General features: G+C 64.6%; 22 protein-coding genes, 1 tRNA gene and 1 pseudogene. 5 read left to right on the forward strand and 19 right to left on the reverse strand.

Annotated elements, in window-relative coordinates; translation table 11 throughout:
- Positions 1–96: 96 nt before the first annotated feature.
- From IDF66_RS00200 to IDF66_RS00240, 9 genes are all read right to left on the reverse strand, one after another.
- The gene (locus IDF66_RS00200; RefSeq protein WP_190265345.1) at positions 97–1,149 is read right to left on the reverse strand and encodes an isocitrate/isopropylmalate dehydrogenase family protein; all 1,053 of its coding nucleotides are present in this window, start codon (positions 1,147–1,149) and stop codon (positions 97–99) included.
- On the reverse strand, positions 1,149–3,914 hold the full coding sequence (polA, locus tag IDF66_RS00205) for a DNA polymerase I (RefSeq protein WP_190265346.1): 2,766 nt from the start codon (positions 3,912–3,914) through the stop codon (positions 1,149–1,151). The genes IDF66_RS00200 and polA overlap by 1 nt, the downstream gene beginning before the upstream one ends.
- A 56-nt stretch (positions 3,915–3,970) precedes the next feature.
- Positions 3,971–4,540 (reverse strand): GNAT family N-acetyltransferase, encoded by a 570-nt coding sequence (locus IDF66_RS00210; RefSeq protein WP_190265347.1) that lies wholly within the window; start codon positions 4,538–4,540, stop codon positions 3,971–3,973.
- Between the two features lie 39 nt (positions 4,541–4,579).
- On the reverse strand, positions 4,580–5,359 hold the full coding sequence (locus tag IDF66_RS00215; RefSeq protein ID WP_223309073.1) for an ABC transporter ATP-binding protein: 780 nt from the start codon (positions 5,357–5,359) through the stop codon (positions 4,580–4,582).
- On the reverse strand, positions 5,343–6,314 hold the full coding sequence (locus tag IDF66_RS00220) for an ABC transporter ATP-binding protein (protein ID WP_317628527.1): 972 nt from the start codon (positions 6,312–6,314) through the stop codon (positions 5,343–5,345). Before IDF66_RS00220 ends, IDF66_RS00215 begins: the two co-directional genes overlap by 17 nt.
- Positions 6,311–7,540, reverse strand: coding sequence for a branched-chain amino acid ABC transporter permease (locus IDF66_RS00225; protein ID WP_164309458.1), 1,230 nt, complete (start codon positions 7,538–7,540; stop codon positions 6,311–6,313). The genes IDF66_RS00220 and IDF66_RS00225 overlap by 4 nt, the downstream gene beginning before the upstream one ends.
- Positions 7,537–8,577, reverse strand: a complete 1,041-nt coding sequence (locus IDF66_RS00230) for a branched-chain amino acid ABC transporter permease (protein WP_164309459.1) — start codon at positions 8,575–8,577, stop codon at positions 7,537–7,539. The genes IDF66_RS00225 and IDF66_RS00230 overlap by 4 nt, the downstream gene beginning before the upstream one ends.
- A gap of 83 nt (positions 8,578–8,660) precedes the next feature.
- The gene (locus tag IDF66_RS00235) at positions 8,661–9,893 is read right to left on the reverse strand and encodes a branched-chain amino acid ABC transporter substrate-binding protein (RefSeq protein WP_164309460.1); all 1,233 of its coding nucleotides are present in this window, start codon (positions 9,891–9,893) and stop codon (positions 8,661–8,663) included.
- A 198-nt stretch (positions 9,894–10,091) separates the two neighbouring features.
- Positions 10,092–10,718: an ANTAR domain-containing response regulator gene (locus IDF66_RS00240; protein ID WP_190265348.1), complete on the reverse strand. Its 627-nt coding sequence runs from the start codon at positions 10,716–10,718 to the stop codon at positions 10,092–10,094.
- 140 nt (positions 10,719–10,858) lie between these two features.
- Between IDF66_RS00240 and IDF66_RS00245 the strand changes: the two genes are divergently transcribed.
- From IDF66_RS00245 to IDF66_RS00255, 3 genes are all read left to right on the forward strand, one after another.
- Positions 10,859–10,935, forward strand: a tRNA-Leu gene (locus IDF66_RS00245).
- 144 nt (positions 10,936–11,079) lie between these two features.
- A complete protein-coding gene (locus IDF66_RS00250) occupies positions 11,080–11,241 on the forward strand; it encodes a hypothetical protein (protein WP_190265349.1) in 162 nt (53 codons plus the stop codon).
- Positions 11,242–11,840: 599 nt separating this feature from the next.
- On the forward strand, positions 11,841–12,446 hold the full coding sequence (locus IDF66_RS00255; protein ID WP_190265350.1) for a hypothetical protein: 606 nt from the start codon (positions 11,841–11,843) through the stop codon (positions 12,444–12,446).
- A 10-nt stretch (positions 12,447–12,456) separates the two neighbouring features.
- On the opposite strand, the gene IDF66_RS00260 is transcribed toward IDF66_RS00255, so the two are convergent.
- The 9 genes and pseudogenes from IDF66_RS00260 to IDF66_RS00295 all read right to left on the reverse strand — a co-directional run bounded on the left by IDF66_RS00260 (position 12,457) and on the right by IDF66_RS00295 (position 19,468).
- A complete protein-coding gene (locus IDF66_RS00260; protein WP_190265351.1) occupies positions 12,457–13,461 on the reverse strand; it encodes a DUF4236 domain-containing protein in 1,005 nt (334 codons plus the stop codon).
- A gap of 52 nt (positions 13,462–13,513) precedes the next feature.
- Positions 13,514–13,666, reverse strand: a pseudogene (locus IDF66_RS24090) (hypothetical protein); the annotation flags it as partial.
- Between the two features lie 30 nt (positions 13,667–13,696).
- A complete protein-coding gene (locus tag IDF66_RS00265) occupies positions 13,697–13,873 on the reverse strand; it encodes a hypothetical protein (protein ID WP_190265352.1) in 177 nt (58 codons plus the stop codon).
- A gap of 450 nt (positions 13,874–14,323) precedes the next feature.
- Entirely contained in the window at positions 14,324–14,827 is a 504-nt protein-coding gene (locus IDF66_RS00270; protein WP_190265353.1) for a hypothetical protein, read from the reverse strand.
- Positions 14,828–14,972: 145 nt separating this feature from the next.
- The gene (locus IDF66_RS00275) at positions 14,973–15,719 is read right to left on the reverse strand and encodes a succinate dehydrogenase/fumarate reductase iron-sulfur subunit (protein WP_164309463.1); all 747 of its coding nucleotides are present in this window, start codon (positions 15,717–15,719) and stop codon (positions 14,973–14,975) included.
- 1 nt (position 15,720) lies between these two features.
- Complete coding sequence (locus IDF66_RS00280; protein WP_190265354.1) at positions 15,721–17,649, reverse strand: fumarate reductase/succinate dehydrogenase flavoprotein subunit; 1,929 nt, start codon at positions 17,647–17,649, stop codon at positions 15,721–15,723.
- A gap of 61 nt (positions 17,650–17,710) precedes the next feature.
- Positions 17,711–18,535, reverse strand: a complete 825-nt coding sequence (locus IDF66_RS00285; protein ID WP_164309465.1) for a hypothetical protein — start codon at positions 18,533–18,535, stop codon at positions 17,711–17,713.
- A complete protein-coding gene (locus tag IDF66_RS00290) occupies positions 18,532–18,825 on the reverse strand; it encodes a hypothetical protein (RefSeq protein WP_164309466.1) in 294 nt (97 codons plus the stop codon). The genes IDF66_RS00285 and IDF66_RS00290 overlap by 4 nt, the downstream gene beginning before the upstream one ends.
- A gap of 166 nt (positions 18,826–18,991) precedes the next feature.
- Positions 18,992–19,468: a MarR family winged helix-turn-helix transcriptional regulator gene (locus IDF66_RS00295; RefSeq protein WP_164309467.1), complete on the reverse strand. Its 477-nt coding sequence runs from the start codon at positions 19,466–19,468 to the stop codon at positions 18,992–18,994.
- A 60-nt stretch (positions 19,469–19,528) separates the two neighbouring features.
- Here IDF66_RS00295 and IDF66_RS00300 point away from each other — a divergent pair, with 60 nt between their 5' ends.
- Positions 19,529–20,179, forward strand: a complete 651-nt coding sequence (locus IDF66_RS00300) for an MBL fold metallo-hydrolase (RefSeq protein WP_190265355.1) — start codon at positions 19,529–19,531, stop codon at positions 20,177–20,179.
- Between the two features lie 72 nt (positions 20,180–20,251).
- Positions 20,252–20,884: a DUF2461 domain-containing protein gene (locus IDF66_RS00305; RefSeq protein ID WP_190265356.1), complete on the forward strand. Its 633-nt coding sequence runs from the start codon at positions 20,252–20,254 to the stop codon at positions 20,882–20,884.
- Here the strand turns inward: IDF66_RS00305 and IDF66_RS00310 are convergent.
- Entirely contained in the window at positions 20,881–22,446 is a 1,566-nt protein-coding gene (locus IDF66_RS00310; RefSeq protein ID WP_190265357.1) for an HD domain-containing phosphohydrolase, read from the reverse strand. The two genes, IDF66_RS00305 and IDF66_RS00310, sit on opposite strands and share 4 nt — an antisense overlap.
- Between the last annotated feature and the right edge of the window lie 37 nt (positions 22,447–22,483).

Raw genomic sequence — 22,483 nt, forward strand, 5'->3', positions numbered from 1 at the left:
CGGCCGTCGTCGACGCACATGACGAACTTAATGGCTACCAAGCCGATCCACCGGCTAGTTACCAGAGATTTACCGGATGCCCGGTCGCCCCGAGTCTCAGATCCGCTCGACCACTGCCTCCGTGAACTCACGGGTCGTCGCCGTGCCGCCCAGATCCGCCGTGGCCATCGACTGCGCAAGCGTGTCGGCGACCGCCGCTTCCATCCGCCCCGCCACCGCGACGAGCCCACCATCCGATGACGCCACACCGTGCCTGCGCATCGCCATCGCCGTCGACAGGATCATCGCGACGGGATTCGCCAGCCCACGGCCCGCGATGTCGGGAGCCGCGCCATGGGTCGCCTGTGCCATCACCTTGGTGTCCGAACAGTTCACCGACGCAGCCAGTCCCAGGGATCCGGCCAACTCACCCGCAAGATCCGACAGGATGTCGCCGAAGAGATTCTCGGCCACGATCACATCGAAATCGGATGGGCGCCGGACGAGGTGGGCGGCCATCGCGTCGACGTGCTGTTCGTCGACGACCACGTCGGGGAAGTCGGCGGCCACCTGCAGACACACGTCGCGGAAGAGTCCGGTGGTGAGACGCAGGACATTTGCCTTGTGCACGACGGTCACATGTGACGACCGCTCGCGCGCGGCCTCGAAGGCCACCCGCGCGATCCGTTCCGATGCTTGTCGCGTGATCACCCCGACCGAGAGCGCCACATCGGGAGTCGGCATGAACTCACCGCTGCCGGCAAACATGTTGCGGTCGGCGTAGAGCCCTTCGGTGTTCTCCCGGACGATCAGCACGTCGATGTCCCTCGCGGTGGCGCGTACTCCGCCGAAGGCGCGCGCGGGCCGGAGGTTGGCGAACAACTCGTAGCGGGTCCGGATCACCGCGCCCGGAGTCCGCTCGGCGTGCGGCATGGGATAACTCGCGGAGTCGTGCGGCCCCATCACCCACACGTCGAGATCATCGAGAGCGCACAATGTCTCGTCGGGAACCGGGTTGTCGTGACTGTCGATCGCGGTGCGCCCGAAGGGCAACTCGACCCATTCGACACCGATGCCCTCGGCATGGGCCGCGGCCTGGGCAACCGCGATGGCCGCGGGCACGATCTCGGGTCCGATACCGTCGCCGGTCAACACCCCGATACGTGTCATCAGTGCGCCGCGTCGTCCCAGGAACGACCGAATCCGACCGAGACCTCCAGTGGGACAGACAGACTGATCGCACTGCCCATTTCCTCGCGCACCACGGCCTCCACCGCGTCGCGCTCGCCGGTGGCGACCTCGACGACCAGTTCGTCGTGGACCTGCAGGAGCATGCGCGACCGCAGTTCCTCACGCTCGAGACGTCCGTAGACGTTGATCATCGCGACCTTGATGATGTCCGCCGCGGTGCCCTGGATGGGAGCGTTGAGCGCCATCCGCTCCGCGGATTGACGTCGTTGCCAGTTGTCGCTGTTGAGATCCGGCAGATACCGACGCCTGCCGAACAACGTCGCGGTGTACTCGTTACGACGGGCCTCGGCGACGACGTCGTGCAGGTAGTCACGGACACCACCGAACCGCGCGAAGTAGGCCTCCATCTGTTCCTTGGCGTCGTCGCGGCTGATCTTCAACTGTGCGGCGAGACCGAAGGCGCTGAGGCCGTAGGCGAGGCCGTACGACATCGCCTTGACCCGATGGCGCATCTCCGTGGTGACCTCGTCTATCGGAACGCCGAACGCGCGCGATCCCACGAAGTTGTGCAGATCCTCGCCGGTGTTGAAGGCCTCGATCAGCCCGGCGTCCTCCGAGAGATGCGCCATGATGCGCATCTCGATCTGGCTGTAGTCCGCGGTCATCAGGCAGTCGTAGCCGAGACCCGCGGAATCGGCGCCGACGATGAATCCCTTGCGGATCTGCCGCCCGGCCTCGGTCCGGACCGGGATGTTCTGCAGGTTGGGCTCGGTCGACGACAGCCGGCCCGTCGCGGCGACCGTCTGGTTGAACGTCGTGTGGACGCGTCCGTCGTCGGCCACGGATTTCAGCAGACCGTCGACGGTGACCTTCAGCCGGGTCGCGTCACGGTGCTCCAGCAGATGTGCGAGGAAGGGATGCTCGGTCTTCTCGTACAGGCTCTGCAACGCGTCGGCGTCGGTGGTGTAGCCGGTCTTGGTCTTCTTGGTCTTGGGCATGTCGAGCTTGTCGAACAGCACCGTCTGCAGCTGTTTCGGCGAACCGAGGTTGATCTGCTCGCCGATCACCTCGTACGCAGCGTCGGCGGCGGTGCGGATGCGTTGGGCGAAGTCACTTTCCAGCTCACCGAAGTGGTCGACGTCGACGGCGATCCCGGCCGCCTCGAGCTGAGCGAGGACGAACAGCAGCGGCAGTTCCATCTCGGTCAGCAGTGGCTTCGAGTCGATCTGCTCGAGCTCGGTGTCCAGCGTGTCGGCGAGTTCGGCGACCGCCCGCGCCTCCAGCATCTGATGCTCGGCATGCTGGGCATCGCCTGCGTCCTCGTCGAGCAGTGACATCTGCCCGTCGTCGGGCGCGGCGTCGTCGCGGAGTTCCCGACGCAGGTAGCGCAACGTGAGGTCGTCGAGATTGAACGTGCGCTGCCCTGGACGGACGAGATAGGCCGCCAGCGAGGTGTCGCTGGTGACGCCCGCGAGGGTCCAGCCGCGCGCCCGGACCGCGTGGATCGCCCACTTCACCTCGTGCAGCGCCTTGGGCCGTTCGGTGTCGGCGAGCCACGCCCCCAGAGCCTTCTCGTCGTCGGCGTCGAGCCCGGTGACATCCAGATAGGCCGACGTCCCGTCGGCGGCGGCGACGGCGATGCCGGTGGCATCGGCGCCCACCACCTGATGTGGCGACGTCACGGCCACGCCGCTGCGGCCGGTCGCGGTGTGCTCCTCCAGCCATGCTCGGACCTCGCCGGCACCGAGAATTGTCCCGTCGAGGTCGAAACCCGATTCTGCCTCGGGCTCAACGGAACTCAATGTCGAGAACAACCGGTCGCGGAGCACCCGGAACTCGAGGTCGTCGAAGAGCTGATGGATACGGTCCCGGTCCCAGCCGACCATGGCCAGCTCGTCTGGTCCGGCGGGCAGCTGCATGTCACGGACGAGTTCGGTGAGTTGCCGGTTGGTCTGCACCGAGGCCAGGTGGGCGCGCAACGCATCGCCGACCTTGCCCTTCACCTCGTCGACATGGTCCACCAGCGATGCCAGCGATCCGTATTCGCGAATCCACTTCGACGCGGTCTTCTCCCCCACACCCGGGATGCCGGGCAGATTGTCACTGGGATCGCCGCGGAGCGCCGCGTAGTCCGGGTACTGCGTGGGAGTGAGGCCGTACTTCTTCTCCACCTCGTCCGGGGTGAACCGGGTCAGGTCCGAAACCCCCTTCTTGGGGTAGAGCACGGTGACCGAATCATCGACGAGCTGCAGCGAATCACGGTCTCCGGTCACCACCAGAACCTGATACCCCTCGGCCTCGGCCTGGGTTGCCAGCGTCGCGATGATGTCGTCGGCCTCGTAACCCTCTATGGCCATCACCGGGATGCCCAGGGCGTCGAGAACCTCCTTGGTGAGGTCGACCTGCCCGTTGAACTCGTCCGGGGACTTGGAGCGCTGGGCCTTGTACTCGGGGAACATCTCGGAGCGGAACGTCTTGCGTGACACGTCGAAGGCCGCGGCGACGTGGGTCGGCTCCTCATCGCGCAGCAGGTTGATCAGCATCGATGTGAAGCCGTAGACGGCGTTGGTGGTCTGACCGGTCGCCGTCTTGAAGTTCTCGGCCGGGAGCGCGAAGAACGCCCGATACGCCAGCGAGTGCCCGTCGAGCAGCATCAGGACCGGCTTGCGTTCCTTGCCTGACGGGGCTTTCGCGGGGCCTGACGGGGCTTTCGCGGGCGCTGTCGAACTCTTCGCGGGACTCACCCCAGCGAGTCTAATGACACCGCCCGACAGCTCGAGGGGGTGTTCGACCCGGATGGTCAGCCTCGCCGATACATCGGCCAGACGGTCGGACCGCCGTAGGGCAACGTGACCTCGGTGGTCACCACGAATCCGTACCGCTCATACAGCGGGATGTTGGCCTCGTTCGAACTCTCCAGATACGCGGGCGCGTCGACCCGATCCAGGCCTGCACTCAGCAGGGCGCTCCCGATCCCGACGCCCTTGACCGCGGCACCCACCTGACCGAGGTACCAGTGCGGCTCCTTCGGGCGCACCTTGCCGAACTCCTGTTCCAGGATCGAGCCGCGACGGATTCGCCCGCGCAGCGCTCGGACGAAACCCCATACGGAACCGAGCTGCTGGGTGGCGGTCAGACGATGGCCGGGTGGATCCCACACCGCGGCACCGATCGGGACCCCGTCACGGGTGGCGAGATCGATCGACGCCGCGTCGCCGTGCACCCATCGCAGCAAGGTGTGGAAGATCTGCTTGTCGTGCCGCGGGTCCGGGCAGAGCCAGCGGATCACCGGATCCTCGACGAAAGCCTGCGCGAGCAGCGAACTCACCAGCTCCCGGTCGTGGCTCGACGTGACTGCGATGGCAGGCATGGGCCGAGCCTAGACGATGTGTCACCGTCCCCGACAGTGTCAGGCGACACCCAGGTACGCCTCCCGCACCGCGTCGTCGACGAGGAGGTCCTTGCCCGCGCCCTCCTTGGTGATCACGCCCGTCTCCAGGATGTAGCCGCGCGTCGACCGGCTCAGTGCCTGCTGGGCGTTCTGTTCGACGAGCAGGATGGTGGTGCCCTCGGAGTTGATCTGCGCGATGATGCGGAAGATCTGCTGGATCACCATGGGCGCCAACCCCATCGACGGCTCGTCGAGCAGGAGCAGTTTGGGCCGGGCCATCAGCGCGCGGCCGATCGCGAGCATCTGCTGCTCACCGCCGGACATGGTTCCGCCGAATTGCTTCCGGCGCTCCCCGAGCCTCGGGAAGAGGTCGAAGACGTGCTCGAGCGACTCCTGATAGGCGGCTTTGGACGTGAACTTCCGTCCATAGCAACCCATGTCGAGGTTCTCCAGCACCGTCATCCCGGGGAAGATGCGACGTCCCTCGGGCACCTGGATGATGCCGCGCTTGACCCGCTGGTGTGCTGCGAGGCCTGCGATCGACTCACCGTCGAAGAGGATGTCACCCTCGGTCAGTCGATTGAGCCCGGAGATGCCACGCATCGTCGTCGACTTGCCTGCACCGTTGGCGCCCAGCAACGTGACCAACTCCCCCGCGCCAACCTGCAGCGAGATGCCGTGCAGGGCCCGGATCCGTCCGTAGTGGATCACCACGTCACGCAGTTCGAGAACCGGCGTCGACCCGGACGGTGCGTCCGGCGTGTCCTGCGACGGGGCTGACTCAGGCGGATTCGTCATCGGGAACTCCCAGGTAGGCGGCAACGACGGCCGGGTTGTCGCGGACCTCTCGCGGTGACCCGTCGGCGATCTTGCGACCGAACTCGAGGACGACGATGCGGTCGGTCACGCCCATCACCAGACGCATGTCGTGCTCGATGAGGAGCACGGTGTACCCGTCATCACGGATCTTCTGGATCAGACCCATCAAGGCGGTCTTCTCGCTCGGGTTGAACCCCGCTGCCGGTTCGTCGAGGCAGAGCAGTTTGGGCTCGGTCGCCATCGCACGGGCGATCTCGAGGCGCCGCTGATCGCCATAGGGCAGATTCGATGCCTTCTCCGCCGCCCGCGGTCCGATGCCGACGAACTCGAGCAGCGCCATGCCCCGGTCGACGGCGTCGCGTTCCTCCCGATAGTGACGCGGGGTGCGGAAGATGCCACCGAACACCGACGTCTTGTGCCGTGCATCGGTGCCGACACAGACGTTCTCGAGCGCGGTCATCTCCCCCCACAACCGCACGTTCTGGAAAGTGCGGGCGATGCCCCGCCGAGTGATCTTGTGCTGCTTGATCTTCCCGAGCGGCGCGCCATCGAAGGTGACGGTGCCACGGGTCGGCCGATAGACCCCGGTGATGGCGTTGAAGCAGGTGGTCTTGCCGGCACCGTTCGGCCCGATCAGGCCCAGGATCTCACCGCGCTTGATGTCGAAGGTGACGTCGTCGAGGGCAGCGAGACCACCGAACTCGACTGTCAGACCGTTGACCTCGAGCAGGGTTTCACCGGTCGCGGTGGCGATGTCACGTTGGGGCGCAACGGCCTCGGCGACTGCCTCCGGGTCGGCGAGGTCGGGGTCGATGGCCGCCGGATCGACGATGGCGGTGGCCGACGGGTCGGCGACCGCCTCGGCGATCTGCTCGTCATGGTCGGGGACACCGCGTCCGGTCCCCTGGTCGTCGGGCTCACGATGCCTGCTCACGCCTCCACCTCCTCACCGCGGGTCCGTCCGCTGCTCGGCGCACGTTTCACCGCTCCGTAGATCCGTCTGCCGAAGGTGATCAAGCGGGCTCTGGCCGGGAACAGACCCTGCGGACGGAAGATCATCAACACCACGAGGGCGATCCCGAAGAACAGGTACTTGAACTCGCTGAGCGACTGGCCGCCGATCTCGACCCCCTGGACTCGTGCAGGGAGATAGACGATCAGGAAGGCCCCCGCGATCACGCCCAGTTTGTTGCCCTGACCACCCAGTACGACCGCACACAGGAAGAGCATCGAGTTGATGACGGTGAACGCCTTGGGGTCGACGTACTGGACCTGGCCTGCGTAGACGGCACCCGACAGGCCACCGATACCCGCACCGATCACGAACGCCCAGAGCTTGTACTTGAAGGTCGGCACGCCCATGATCTCCGCGGCGTCCTCGTCCTCGCGGATCGCCACCCACGACCGGCCGACCCGGCTGCGTTCGAGATTGCCGATGATGATGAGGACCAGGATCACCAACGCGATACCGAGCCAGTACCACCACACACCGTAGTTCAGGGTGCCGGCGTTGTTGGCGCTGGAGAACACCCCATCGGGGTGCGCGTCGTTCTGTCCGACCTCGGGGAACAGCACACCCTGCAGGCCCGAGGCCCCGTTGGTGACGTCGCCGAGATTGTCGGCGAGGAGTCGGACGATCTCACCGAAACCGAGCGTCACGATGGCGAGATAGTCACCGCGGACCCGCAGCGTCGGGGTGCCCAGGATGACGCCGGTGATGCCGGTGATGACGATGGCCAACGGCACACACGCCAGCCATCCCCACGGCCCGGAGAAGATCCCGTGATCGGTGCTGTTCCACAGCGGGCTCGCGGGACTGGTCATCAGCGCCACGACGTAGGCACCGACGGCATAGAAGCCGACATACCCGAGGTCGAGCAGTCCGGTTTGGCCGACCACCACGTTCAGCCCGATGGCGATCAGTGCGGTCATCGCGAAGGTCGCCATCACCACACCGAAATCGGTTGCCGTGGTGGTGATCAGCGGCGGATTGACGACGGGGAGCAGACCGACCACGATGATCGCAGGAACGCCCACGAGCCACTGCATGACGCGGGGCAGGCCGTTCCACCAGGTCCGGATCGCATCGCCGACGCCCCGGGGTTCGGGCGCGTTCGGATCGTCGGGCACCGTGGCGCCTGCGGGCTGCTGAGTCGTCATACCCGTGCCTTCCCGAGCTTCTCACCGAGGATGCCCGTCGGGCGGAACATCAGCACCAGGATGAGCAGGACGAAGGCGACGACGTCCCGCCACTGGTTGCCGAGCACCACCGATCCATAGTTTTCCATGACACCGAGCAGAAGTCCGCCGAGCAGCGCACCCCGAACGTTGCCGATGCCGCCGAGGACGGCGGCGCAGAACGCTTTGATACCGAGGATGAAACCGCCGTAGTAGACGATGTTCGTCGGGACGCGCAGCGTGTAGAGCAACGCGGCCGCACCCGCGAGCAGACCACCGATCAGGAAGGTCACCGTGATGATTCGTTCCCGCGACACACCCATCAGCAATGCGGCGTCCGGGTCTTGCGCAACCGACTGGATGCCGCGGCCCAGTCGCGTGCGGTTGATCATGTAGTCGGTCCCGAGTGCCAGCACCAACGCCGAGATGATGATGATGAGCGTCAGGTTGTAGACGGGCGCCCCGAAGAGGCTGAACTCTTTGACCGGCTGTACCAGCCGGATCGTCGGTTGCGCACTGGATCCGCCCAGCGGCGGATCGATGGGCAGCTTCGGCAGGACGTAGTGCACGAACTCCTGCAGCACGAACGACATACCGATCGCCGTGATCAGAAAGGCGAGCGGTTTGGCTTTCCGCTTACGCAGCGGACGGTAGGCAACGAACTCCAAACCGACTGCGGCACCACCTGATACGGCCATCCCGCACAGCCCTGCCAAAAGCAGATAGAGGACGGTCATCACAGTGCCCTCGGAGTAGGTGTTTCCCGACGGGGTGAAGCCGAGCAGCAGCAGGCCGATGTACTGGCCGAACATGCCGAGCATGAAGACCTCGGAATGTGCGAAGTTGATCAGCCGCAGCACGCCGTAGACGAGGGTGTAACCCACCGCGACCAGTGCGTAGATCGCACCGTAGGTGAGCCCCTCGATGGTCAGGCCCCAGAAGCCGTCCTTGAGCGCGCCGAGATCGAAGGTGATGGTCGATGCCACCGATGTCGTCTCGGCCAACGAGTACACGATCATGCGTGCCTTTCAGCCACGAGAATCCCCCACAGACCACGGTGCGTCCGGGCTGGTGTGCCCGGACGCACCGTGATGGTTGTGCCTTATTTGACGTCGTATACCCAGATCAGCGAGGACGTCAGCTCGCCGGTGGGGCTCCACTGATACTCGCGCGCCAGGCCCGGGCCCTTGTAGCTGCGAACGAACGACAGCAACTCGGGGCGGGTGCGCTTGCCCTCGTTGATTCCCTTCATCAGGATCGAGGCGAGGTCGTAGGCCTCCACCGAGTAGACGCCGGGCGGCTGGTTGAAGGCGGCCTGGTAGTCCTTCTTGAACTGCGACGGTGCAGGACCGCACGGGCACGAGAGGATCGCACCCTTGGCACTGTCACCGGCCTGCGCGGTGAACTGCGGATCATTGGCGCCGTCACCCGAGACAAAGGTGGCCTGTGAGCCTGCGGTCTTCAGCTGCTGGGCCAGCGGAGCTGCCTCGGCGTAATAGCCCGAGTAGAAGATCGCGTCCGGGTTGGCGGCCGTGACCTTCGAGATGATCGCCGAGAACTCACGATCGCCCTTCTTGACGTCGCCGGAGCAGGAGGCATCGGCGGCCGAGCCGAGCGATTGGGTCATCGCCTTCGCCAGTCCGACACCGTAGTCGGTGTCGTCCTTGATGACACAGACCTTCTTCTTGCCCATCGTGCCGGTCAGGTACTTCGCGACCGCCGGGCCTTGCACATCGTCGTTGGCAAGACCGCGGAAGAAGGTCTTCCAGCCGTTGTCGGTCAGGGTCGGGTTGGTGGCCGAAGCGGTCACCGAGACCAGGCCTGCCTGGTTGAAGATGCCGCCGGTCGCCTTGGTCTCACCGGAGAAGGCGGGACCGATCAGGCCCACGATGGCGTCGTCGTTGGCGATCTGGGGTGCGACCTGGGTGGCCTTCTGGGGGTCACCCTCGGTGTCGAAGGGTTTGAGGGTGATCTGGCAGTTCGGGTTCGCCTTGTTGTGCTCGTCGACCGCGAGCTGCGCACCGTTCTTGATGTTGATGCCCAGTGCGGCATCCGCGCCGGTCAGAGCACCCGCCATCGCGATCGTCGTCTTGGGGCATTGGGCCTGGCCGTCGCCGGCCGGATTGAGGGCTGCCGACTCCGCGGCGCCCTGGACCTCATTGCCCTGGGTGTCGATCTGAGCCAGGGGCGCGATCTCGAGACCCGAACTCGCGGCAGCCGAACCGCTGGAACCGGATTCGGTCCCGGAGTCACTGGATTTGCTGCTACACGCTGATACGGCGAGCACGCTCGCCATCGCCAGCGCGAGAGCACCTGTCGCCACACGACGATGCATTCTCTTACCTCTTCACTTCCCACCCACCCGGCGGAACGTCGACCCGTTCTGGACCGATCGTCTGCGCCAAGAGATCTGCTGAGGAGACCTTGAGAAAACATAGTCCGAAACACCGGCGCCCGCGATGGATTGGAACCAAACGTCCATGTTGGGCGGAAGCGTGTTTTCACAGATTTAACGGCGCGGGCGCCGCGACGGTCAGCTGTCGGGGCCCAGAGTCTCGACGACCACCTGCGCGACAGCCTTCATCGTCGTGCGACGGTCCATTGCGGCGCGCTGAATCCACTTGAACGCCTCGGGCTCTGAGAGTGACTGCTTTTCCATCAGGAGTCCCTTGGCGCGTTCGACCAGTTTCCGGGTCTCGAGACGGTCGGAGATCGTGGCGACCTCTTTCTCGAGCGCGGCCACCTCGTTGTAGCGGCTCACCGCCACCTCGATCGCCGGGACCAGATCGGCCTTGGTGAACGGTTTGACCAGATAGGCCATCGCACCGGCGTCACGCGCCTTCTCGATGAACTCGCGCTGGCTGAACGCGGTCAGCATCACCACGGCAGCCAACTTCTTCTGCGCGATCTCAGACGCCGCATCGATGCCGTCGCGAACCGGCATCTTCACGTCCATGATCACCAGGTCCGGTGTCAGGCTCTCGGTCAGCTCGACCGCGACCTGTCCGTTGGGGGCCTCTCCGACGACCTCGTAGCCCTCTTCGCGGAGCATCTCGATGAGATCCATCCGGATCAGCGAGTCGTCCTCGGCAACGAGCACCCGATGGGTTGTCGTCTGTTCGCCGGTCCGATCCGCAGCCCTGTCTGCCACCGTCACCATCCCCTCCTCCACTTCGAACTGGCCACGACCAGCGCGAACCTACAAGCACCGATGCGAGCAGCGTACCGGTTGACCGGCCCCTCGGCCGATCATCTAAAGTGGACTCTCGCGGCAGCCGCGCCACGCGGCCGACCGCAGATGCCCTCGTAGCCCAATTGGCAGAGGCAACGGATTCAAAACCCGTCCAGTGTGAGTTCGAGTCTCACCGAGGGCACCACGAAACCCCTGTTCAGCAGGGGTTTTGTTCTTTCTGGACTTGCCATGCGGGATCGTCTGCATGGCATGTGCATGAAATGAAGGTGTCCCCAACAGGGCTTTTGTAACCCCTTCGGCAAGTAGTCAAGCCGGAAGGACAAGCCTCATGTCTAGCCCTTCACGGGTGCCAGATCGCACCTACATTCGTCGTCGCGCGGTAGCCGGCGGTGCCCTGACCGTCCTCACGGTCATCAGCTTCTACGCCCTGCCAATCCTGGCGCGGACCGTCTGTATCCACTTCGGCCTCTGCTCCGGGGGTGCCGCGTGAACGTTCTACAGCATGTCGGGTACCGGGCCGCGACCAAACAGATCAACCGCTTGGCCTCCACCACCGAGGGCTGCGCAATGACCGCTACAGCCATCCTGGACCGCCTCATCTTCCGTGACACCGACTACGCCCACGGTTACCACCCGCGCATTTGTCGAGATCACCAGCGGCCAAGAACTCAGCGAGCTAATCGACGCCCTGACAGCCGCTAGAAACGTCATAGACGGGCTTGACCCGCAAAGTCCCACCCGTTAACCCGATTTCGTTGCAACTACGGCCATCTCAGCCCCGATAAGGGCGTGCCCTGACCGTCCATCGGTTCGGGTTCGATTCCCGACAGGGCACCACGGCGTCATCGCAGAGCGAGCCGTAACTCAGCCCGCTCCGAGTAGCACAGTCCATCATCTCGGACGATGGCCACCAGGGCATCGCGACCAACGGTGCCATGACTTCGCTCGCCGGCAAACCCCGATGGGCTACCTGCCGTGGCCGAGGGTCTATCGGGCAATGGTCATCGGGCAACCAAGGGGAAGCGGGACACGCGCACAGCACTCGCCAGGGTTCCGTCGGCTCTGCACCTACCGGCATACCCTCGAACCGTGACCGAGAGCTACCGCGACCAAGTCGTCATTGAGATGCGCGAGAACCCCGACCACACCAAAGTGCTCGACGGCTATCGCATCGTCATCCAGCCGAACGGAACCATTGACCTCGACTGGTTGAACGACACCCTCGAAGCGATGTTCCACAGCGTCGATGAGAACGGTGCAGTCGTCCAAACCCCTGACGTGCAATCGCCTTACATGCTCGTCCAGCGCCGATCCGAGACGCACTGGGGAGCGGCAGGAGCGCAAGCACAGTTCCTCATCGAGACCGCTGCACATATCAGTTCAACCGGTCTGGACACGATCATAGGTATAGCCATCGGAAGCCTCATCAGCGAGCTACGGCAGCGCGGCCACACAGTGAGACACGGCAAGCTCGAAGAACTCGACCAGGACGACATCGTCGCCCACGGCCTACGCGCCATCGAGACCAGGTTCGGCATCCCACAATCGAATCTGCGACACAGGTCAGACGGCACCGACCAGACCGGCCAATACATCGTGACCGCAGTCGACAATGATGGCGTCACTTACGAGGTCACGTTCATCGTGCGGGGCGGACGAACGGAGGTCGGAAAATCGTTGCGGACAATGCCATAACCCGAGCTTTTTAGTCTCCAGCCGGCAACTCGGCTAACGCCTCCTCCAAGCCCGGATAGTTTGGGTTCCGCGCGTACAACGCCTGCAACTGCATCCGCGCGACGGACCCACCATGGCGATCAGCGGCATACGTCTTGGCCCGCTCGAAGTCGTACAAGTCCATCATCGGCAAGCAGCGAGACACCCCACCAATCGCGCCATCAAGGGCCATCCGAGCATCGTGTAGCTTGCCCAGCCCACGCAATGCACACCCCCGCAGAATCAGACCAAGCGCCACCAACGGATCAGTCGACGCACCCGATAACCATCGAGTCGCGAACACAACATCGTCGTAGCGACCAAGGTTGTACAGAAACGCGGCTTCCAAAGCAGTGCGGAACTCACTTGGCTCCGCTGCCCCTAGTGCGGCTAGCCCTGCTTCAAGATCACCGCCTTGGTTGTAAATGCTCGCAAGCATGAGCGCTGCCCCCGACCTACTCACCGGAACGAGCGCCGTAGCGCCCAAGACTTCCAACGGAATGCCCGCAGGATGACGCGCGTAGAACCCTGCGGACATCGTCGACGCCGACCCGGCCAGAGCGGCAGCGAAGCGAGTCTTCGCTTCCGACAGATGACCACCAGCCCAAAACGCGACACCCATAACGACGTTAGCGGCCTCACCCAAGTCAGGATGAGCTAACCACTCCCCCAAAACTTCCGGCTTCTTAGCAGACTTGCCGACAGCCTTCGTGAACTTCTTTTCGTCCCTGGATTGCGGCATGGCCGCACTCGCGGGGTGACGCTGACCATCACCGGGCAGAGCATTTCCCGGCTGCGAACTACCGCCGGTCACCTTCTTTGTCGTCCGGTACGAAACGCCAGTGCCGGGAACACCCACCGATGTGGTGCGCTGGCCCCTCGTGTTGTACGTGACCCGAGCGCCGGGAGCACCCGCAGATATGCTCGCCGACTTGGCGTTCAGGTTGATCTTGACACCGCCGCCAAGGTTGATTGTCTTACGAAATCTTGCGCCCATACACAGAGCGTAAAGCCCATGTGTGTGAACCGACCCGGGTTTCGTGCCGCTCCTATGCTTGCGACATTTCCGGTCGGGAAGTCGATTGTTGAGCGTAGCGGGCTGCCTCGAAGGCATCGGGGCTGAGGTATCCGAAACGACTGCGGAGACGGCTGGCGTTCAAGCAGTCGACCCACTCCGTGGCGACGGACTCGACCTCCTCGACGGTCTTGAAAGGGTCCGACGTGGAAACGGGTTACTCTTCGCGATTTGCCTCGGTCTTGAACAACCCGATGGTCTCGCCGCGATGGGACTTGGCTTTGATGTCGGTGCAGGTGTAGCACTCCGGAAACACCGCGACGTGGACATTACGAATCATCCTGAACTCGGCACGTTGATCGGCTGGACCGTTGTCGCCGACCGCCGTACTCATCACAGCGGTGGTGACATTGGCTCCCGCAGCGCGCGACCATGTGCTCGACACTTACGGACGAGCCGCGTCCCACCCACCACGACCCGCACTCGCTCCCGGTCAGATCGAGCGCGCGCAACAACCACCAAAAGCGCCGCCGACGTCGTGACAACAGATCAACAACAAACGACCGGGAATCGGATTGAGCACGAATCACACGGACAGATGAGTCACTGCAGGTCACGCCGCTTGGAAGCAACATCGTCGCAGCAGTCCGAAACACGTTCTTAGAGTTTGAGTCTCACGAGGGAACCACAAACCTTGTCTGATCGGTACCTGGGTCGGAGAGTGTCTCTCACTGGGGCGCTTGCAAGGTCGTGAACACCACCGGCGGCAGCCGCAGCGACGTCATCGAGGTGGGCGGCCAACAGCTGCAGGAGCGCAAGAATCGAACGTCGACTCCGACGCGACTCAGGGCATCTCCACCGCCTGCGCGCGGCGGATCTCGTCGACGGCGCGTCCGAGATACGGCTCGGGATCGAGGTCCATATGTGCCGCGAGGTCGGCAGCCACCAGGATGGCAGCAGCAATGATCGCTGTCGGCGGGATGACCGGCGCCGGGGCGTCACGACCCTCGGGTGGCTCGACCACGCCCAACGCACCGGTCAGCACCGTCACGACTGCTTCGGGATCGATTGCCACGTTCCAGCCGCCGGCGCCGGTGACCGTCCGACGGAGTACTTCGGAGACATCCTCGCCGCTCAGGCCGTCCTGGTATGACGTTTCCAGGAGCTCACGCACCAGGTGACTGTGCACGATGCGTGCAGCATCGGCATGGGGCTCCAACTCCTCGACGCATTCGGTGAAACCCTCGAGATCGTGCGCACGTGCCGCTCGGATGCCGCGGCTGGAGGCCTCCGTGACCGTGCGAGCCGCCGACTGCCGTGTCGCCGATGATCCGAACTCGTTGCCCACTGCGCGCTCCCCTCCCGATGTCCGATGGTCAGACACACAGTGCCATGGCGTGCCGACACCCCGCCGGGCCGCCCGCAGAGGACAGCTCCTCCGGCGGCGTGACGACCGGCGGAGAGCGGCAACCCCGGCGTCCGACGGTCGTCTCCTACCGCCGAAACAGTTTGTTGCCCAACCACACCAGCGGGTCGTAGTGACGGTCCACCACCCGTTCCTTCATCGGGATCAGTGCGTTGTCGGTGATCTTGATGTTCTCGGGACACACATCCGTACAGCATTTGGTGATGTTGCACAGCCCCAGACCGTGTTCGGACTGCGCAGAATCGCGGCGCTCGGCGACGTCGAGCGGATGCATGTCGAGTTCGGCGACACGCATGAGGAAACGCGGCCCGGCAAAGTTCTGTTTGTTCTCCTCGTGGTCACGGACCACGTGGCAGGTGTCCTGACAGAGGAAGCACTCGATGCACTTGCGGAATTCCTGGGATCGCTGCACGTCGACCTGCTTCATCCGGTACTCCCCCGCCTTCAGACCGTCGGGCGGCGTGAACGACTGGATCTCGCGGGCCTTCTCGTAGTTGAACGAGACATCGGTGACCAGGTCGCGGATGACCGGGAACGTCCGCATCGGCGTGACGGTGATGACCTCGTCTTCGGTGAATGTGGACATCCGGGTCATACACAGCAGCTTCGGGCGGCCGTTGACCTCGGCCGAGCACGACCCGCATTTGCCTGCCTTGCAGTTCCAGCGCACCGCCAGGTCGGGAGCCTGGGTGGCCTGGAGCCGGTGGATGATGTCGAGCACCACCTCGCCGTCGTTCACGAGCACGGTGTAGTCCTGCAGGTCACCGCCGTCGGTGTCACCACGCCATACCCTGAACTTCGCGTCGTAGCCCATGTCAGCCCTCCTTCTCGCCCCCGGCGTCGGGATGCCCGGCGATCTCACCGGCGGTGTAGTACTTCTCGATCTCGGCGAAATCGAAGAGTTCCAGCAACTCCGGACGCATCGGGATCTGTTCTTCCTTGACCACCGTCACCTCGGGGACCGGCGAATCGTCGCCCAGATCGGCGGTGCAGACCAGTAGCGTGTTGCGCCAATTCGCATCCATCGCAGGATGATCGTCTCGGGTGTGACCACCTCGGCTCTCGGTGCGCAGAAGGGCGGCCTTGGCAACACATTCGCAGACCAACAACATGTTTCGCAGATCAACGGCGAGATGCCACCCGGGGTTGAACTGCCGATGGCCTTCCACCTGCATGCCGGGCAGCCGGCCGCGGATGCCGTCGAGCACCCGGATCGCCTCTTCGACCTCGGCTTCTTTGCGGATGATGCCGACGAGGTCGTTCATCGATTGCTGCAGATCGGTGTGGAGAGTGTACGGATTCTCGGGCTTACCGGGGCTCTTCGACTCGAACGGCGCCAAGGCGAATGCCGCTGCCCGGTCGACGTCTGCGGCGGCGACGGTGGGCCGGGTCGAGAGTGACTCGATGTACGACGCAGCGCCGAGCCCGGCACGTCGTCCGAACACCAGCAGATCGGACAACGAGTTGCCGCCCAACCGATTCGATCCGTGCATGCCGCCTGAGCATTCACCTGCCGCGAACAACCCGGGCACTCGTGCGGCACCGGTGTCCGGGTCGACCTCGATCCCGCCCATCACATAGTGACAGGTCGGTCCCACCTCCATCGGCTCGGCCGTGATGTCGACGTCGGCAAGCTCCTTGAACTGGTGATGCATCGAGGGCAGTCGGCGGATGATCTCGTCCGCAGGCATGCGCGAGGCGATGTCGAGATAGACGCCGCCGTGCTCGGTGCCGCGGCCCGCCTTGACCTCTTCGTTGATCGCCCGGGCGACCTCGTCTCGCGGCAGCAGATCGGGTGTGCGACGGGCGCTGTCGTTGTCGGCGAGCCATTTGTCCGCTTCTTCTTCGGTCTCGGCGTATTGACCCTTGAAGACGGGAGGGATGTAGTCGAACATGAACCGCTTGCCGTCGGTGTTCTTGAGGACACCGCCGTCACCACGAACACCTTCGGTCACCAGGATGCCCTTGACGCTGGGCGGCCAGACCATGCCGGTCGGGTGGAACTGGACGAACTCCATGTTGATCAGGCTGGCACCGGCACGCAGGGCGAGTGCGTGACCGTCGCCGGTGTACTCCCACGAGTTGGACGTCACCTTGAAGGACTTGCCGATTCCGCCGGTCGCCAGCACCACCGCCGGCGCCTCGAACAGCACGAACCGGCCGGATTCACGCCAGTATCCGAACGCCCCCGCGATGGCGTCGCCGTCTTTGAGCAACTCGGTGATGGTGCATTCGGCAAACACCTTGATACGCGCTTCGTAGTCGCCGGTGGCCGCGTAGTCCTCCTGCTGCAGCGAGACGATCTTCTGCTGCATGGTCCTGATCAGTTCGAGGCCGGTACGGTCTCCGACGTGCGCGAGCCTCGGATAGGTGTGACCCCCGAAGTTACGCTGGGCAATTCGTCCGTCAGCCGTCCGATCGAACAGCGCGCCATAGGTTTCCAGCTCCCAGACCCGGTCCGGCGCTTCCTTGGCGTGTAGTTCCGCCATCCGCCAGTTGTTCAGGAACTTGCCACCACGCATGGTGTCCTTGAAATGCGTCTGCCAGCTGTCCTTGGAATTGGCGTTGCCCATCGACGCGGCACAACCACCTTCGGCCATGACCGTGTGCGCCTTGCCGAATAGCGACTTGCACACCACGGCTACGGAGTAGCCCTTCTCGCGGGCCTCGATGACTGCACGCAGACCTGCGCCACCGGCACCGATCACAACTACGTCGTATTGGTGGCGTTCGGTTTCGGTCATCTAGCGATTGCTCCCAGCGTCGAATCGGTTGCGCAACAATCGTTGCGCACATGGCAACGGGTCAACCCACAAATCGGAGGTCGGAGATCGTGTCACTGGCCACCAACATGACGTAGAAATCGGTGAGAACCAATGTGCCGAGGGTGATCCAGGCGAACTGCATGTGTCGGGTGTTGAGCTTGGAGACCTGGCTCCACATCCAGTACCGGACCGGATGTGCCGAGAAGTGCTTGAGGCGACCACCGGTGACATGTCGGCACGAATGACAGGACAGCGTGTAGGTCCAGAGCAGGATGACGTTCACGAGCAGGATCACGTTGCCGAGTCCGAACCCGAAACCTCCACCCTTGCCGTGGAACGCGGTGATGGCGTCGTAGGTGTTGATCAACGAAACGATCACCGCCGCATAGAAGAAGTAGCGGTGTGCGTTCTGGATGATCAACGGAAGACGGGTCTCCCCCGTGTACCGGGAGTGTGGTTCGGCGACCGCACAGGCCGGCGGCGAGAACCAGACCGAACGGTAGTAGGCCTTGCGGTAGTAGTAACAGGTCACCCGAAAGCCGAGGAGGAACGGAAGGACGACGAAGCCGAGTGGAATCCACATCGGGAGTTCGGGGAACGGGGTCCCGAAGTGGCTCGACCCCGGCACACACGACTCGCTCAGACACGGCGAGTAGAACGGCGTCAGGTAGTGATAGTCGGCCACCCAATAGGCGCTGCGCACGAATGACCGCACGGTTGCATAGATGATGAACGCCGACAGACCCAGCACGGTCAACAGTGGCGACAACCACCATCTGTCCACTCGAAGGGTTCGCGCCAGGATGCGCGCCCGTCCCGGAGAAAAGACCCCGGTTGCCTCCCGCTCAGCCGCGGGGGCGCTCACTTCGTTCGCTCACGCGAGTGGAAGCCCAGCCCTTCGTCTTGGGCACCGAGCCACGCTGCCTCGTCTGATTTGCTGTCGGGTACGTAAACCACTTCGTCCTTGCTCACGACCGCCCGGACCACCGGTGGGGGCGCATGTTCGAAGTCGTGCAGGTCGATCTCGAGCCGGTCGAGATCGTTGGTCATCCGCCGGACGGCGTCGACATCCCCGTAGTGCGACTTCAGCGTCAGGATGTGGTGGCGCAGCACTCCGATACTGCGATGGAGTTCCTTCATCTCGGCCGTTATCATGGCGATCCCTCCAAGACCTGTGTGATATGTAACACAGTACTGGCAGGGCACAGTCAGTCAACGGTTTTGGCCGAACGTGTCGGACGACGCGGGACGACTCGACGACCCATCCGGCAGAACCCGAGCGACTGCGAACGCAACCACCTCCCACCCGAACACGCGCAGGTCATCCAGCCTTTCGGCTCGCGTTCACGCGCACGGATGCCGCCATGAGGTCGAGGATCTCGGGCATCTGATCGAGCACCTCACGCTGCCGCGACGTGAGTGCGGTGCCCGCGGCGACCGCGACGATCTCACGCCGCCGAGTCCGATCTCGCTCCAGGACTTCTCCGCCCCGGGCGGTCAGGGAGATCAGCGCACTGCGCGCATCGTCGGGGTGAGCCGCACGCGAGACGAGACCCGCGACCTCCATGTCACGGACCGTGATCCGCATGCTCTGATGCCGGACCCCCCGCTTCCGCGCCAGTGTCGCAACCGACTGGGGCCCGTCGCGGTCGAGTGCTCCGAGCACCTCGCCATGACCGGCCGGTAGCGAATCGCTGACCGACCGCACCGCGCGTACGAAGCTCCCCACCGCCCGGCGGAGATCCTCGGCAAGGTCGAGTCCCGTTGCGCCGTCGGCATTGTCCGAGTCGACAACCATGTCCCAAAGTGTACAGTCGGACTGTATTCATCGACAGCCCAACTGTGCGCCGGAGGTCTCATGCGTCTCACCAAATACACCCACGCCACCGTCACCCTGTCCAAGGGCGACAACACGCTGCTGATCGACCCGGGCACGTTCACCCCCGATGCTGCGGAGCTGCTCGCCGCCGCCGACGCCGTCCTCATCACCCACGAGCACTTCGATCACTTCGACGCCGAGAAGATCGTGGCCGCCATGAAGGACCGGGACGGGTTGCACCTGTACGGTCCCGCGTCGATCGCGGGCGCGTTGTCGGAGGTCGCGGACCGTGTGCACGCGGTCTCGACCGGCGAGTCCTTCGACATCGCCGGGTTCGCGGTCGAGACCTTCGTCGCCGACCACGCGGTGATCCATCCGGAGATCCCCCTGGTCGACAACGCCGGATTCCTGATCGATCACACCGTCTTCCACCCCGGCGACGCGTACCTGAATCCGGGCCGCCCGATCGAGACGCTGTTGCTTCCCGTCAGCGGACCCTGGATCTCCACGGAACAGGCCATCGACTTCGTGCGGGCGGTGGCACCCAAGCTCAGTATCGCCATCCACGACGTCATGCTCAGTGACACCGGAAAGGCGTCGACCGGTATGTTCCTCGGCGCGGACTCGCTGACCGGCACCCCGCTGGAGGTGCTGGCCGTCGGCGAGGACCGGGAGTTGGCGGGCGCGTAGGTCTGGTCGGGGTGGTCGGTTCGGGCTCGGGCCGGCCCTCGACCGGCAGCCGGTCCGCGTAACCTCACCTGCATGACCTTCGAGGGCTTTCCCGAGGCCGCACTCGACTTCTACGACGACCTCGAGATGGACAACACCAAGACCTTCTGGGAGTCGAACCGGGAGGTCTATCGTTCGGCTGTCGCGGACCCGATGCGTGACCTGACGGATGCCCTCGCCGACGAATTCGGCCCGGCCAAGATCTTTCGCCCCTACCGCGACGTGCGATTCTCCAAGGACAAGACGCCGTACAAGACCCATCAGGGAGCATTCGTAGGTCTCGGTCCGGCGACCGGATACTACGTGCAGATCGGCGCACCGGGCGTGCGCGTCGGCGCGGGCTTCTACGAGGCGTCCGGCGAGCGCCTCGCCGCACTGCGGGCCGCGATCGACCATGACCGCCACGGTCGCGAGCTGGAGCGGCTGCTGGAGAAGCTGGTCAAGGCCGGCTGGGAAATCGGCGGCGACACGCTCAAGACCTCCCCACGTGGGTGGGACGCCGACCACCCACGCATCGACCTGCTCCGCCACAAGTCACTCACCGTCGGCCGGGACTACGGATTCGAGAACGTGATCCACACCGCCGCCCTGGTCGATCGCATCCGCACGGACTGGCGCGCCACGACCCCGCTCGTCGACTGGGTCGTGCGGCACGGATCTCCTTAGCCGGAAAGGCCTTCGGCGTCTGGACCGGCGAGCCCGTGCCGCAGGGCGTAGAGGCTCGCGCCCACCCGGTTGGTGGCGCCGATCTTGGTGTAGGTCCGCTCGACGTGATTGCGTACGGTCTTCTCACTCAGTACGAGCCGAGCCGCGATCTCCCGGTTGGACATTCCGCGTGCCACCAGGCCGAGGATCTCGGTCTCGCGGGGAGTGAGCGCATCGTCGCGGCGGATCCGGACCCGCTTGTGTCCGGCGGCGGTCAGAACCGCCTCGACACACTCACCGTCGAGCGCTCCGCGGTCGACGCGCCGCTTGATCCGCGCGACCGCCTCCTCGTCGGACAACTCCGCACGGTACGGCCGGGGCTCGCCCGCCGACCGGAAGGCCACCGCAGCCGCCACCAATCGTTGTCCGCGGCCGAGTGCGGCGCCGCCGATACCCAGCGGATAGCCGGTGCCGTCGAGATGTTCGTGATGCGAACGCGCGATCGCCGCGACGTCGTCAAAACCGGGAATCCGCATGAGGACTCGGTCGGTGAGGTACGGGTGCATCCTGACCCGCTCCCACTCGGCCCCGGTCAAATCTCCCGGTTTCGACCAGATCTGACTCGACACACCGATTCGGCCGACGTCGTGGAGGTACCCTGCACGGCGCACGCCGTCGATCTCGACCGGCGACATCCCGAGCTGTCCGGCAGCGGAGTCCACGATCTCGGCCACCCTCCGCGAATGCCCCAGCGCAAAGGGACATTTGAGGTCACCGAAGTCCCCGATGGCCATCACCAGTGCATCCAGACCGGGCTCGTCGAGACTGATCTCCGAGTCGGGGGCGAGGCTCATCGCACTGCTCCACGGATCATCCCCGACCACCGACAGCACACCCTCGGGGTCGGTGACGAACGCATCGACGACCGCGGGATCGAAATGGCCGCCGCGACGGCTGCGTGCCATCGCGACCGCACCGTCGACCCCATAGGTCCGGTGGTGCACCTCAACCATGTCGGCCAGTTGCGCCACGCGCATCTCGATCGGGATGTCATCGGCCGACACACCGTTCGGCAGTCCTCCGCCGTCGTATCGCTCATAGGTGAAGGCGATCGCACGCTCGACATCCGGGCCCAGCCCGATGTGCCGCGCCAGGGCGGCCGCCGACATACAGTGCGAATGCACCAAGGTCGCGATCTGGCCGCGCGCGTCACGGAACAACGTCGCCATCGTCTTCACGCGGTAGCCGATCGGCTCCCCGCGCGCCACGTTACCGAGCAGGAATCGGAAGTACGGAATCCCCGACCAGTCAACGAGATACGCGTCGCTTCGCACCGCGATATCGTCGCCGAACCACCGTGCGTACTCCTGCGAATCCGCATGGCACCCGATCCACATCAGCAGGGTCGCATAGTAAGTCGTATCGCGCTGGGTCCGGTCCAGACCGAGCCGATCGGACAACCGGCAGGCGATGACCGCCGAACGCAACATGTGCTCGGCAGGCTGGCCGAGCCCGAGGTCGATGGCAACCGAGAGCCCGGCCAACACCTCCACGCGCCGCGGCAGCGGGGATCGCCCGGTCATGAGCCCATTGTCGACCTGTTGACGGTGCGATGTCAGC

The sequence above is a fragment of the Gordonia hankookensis genome, from assembly GCF_014673215.1.
GTDB lineage: Bacteria > Actinomycetota > Actinomycetes > Mycobacteriales > Mycobacteriaceae > Gordonia > Gordonia hankookensis.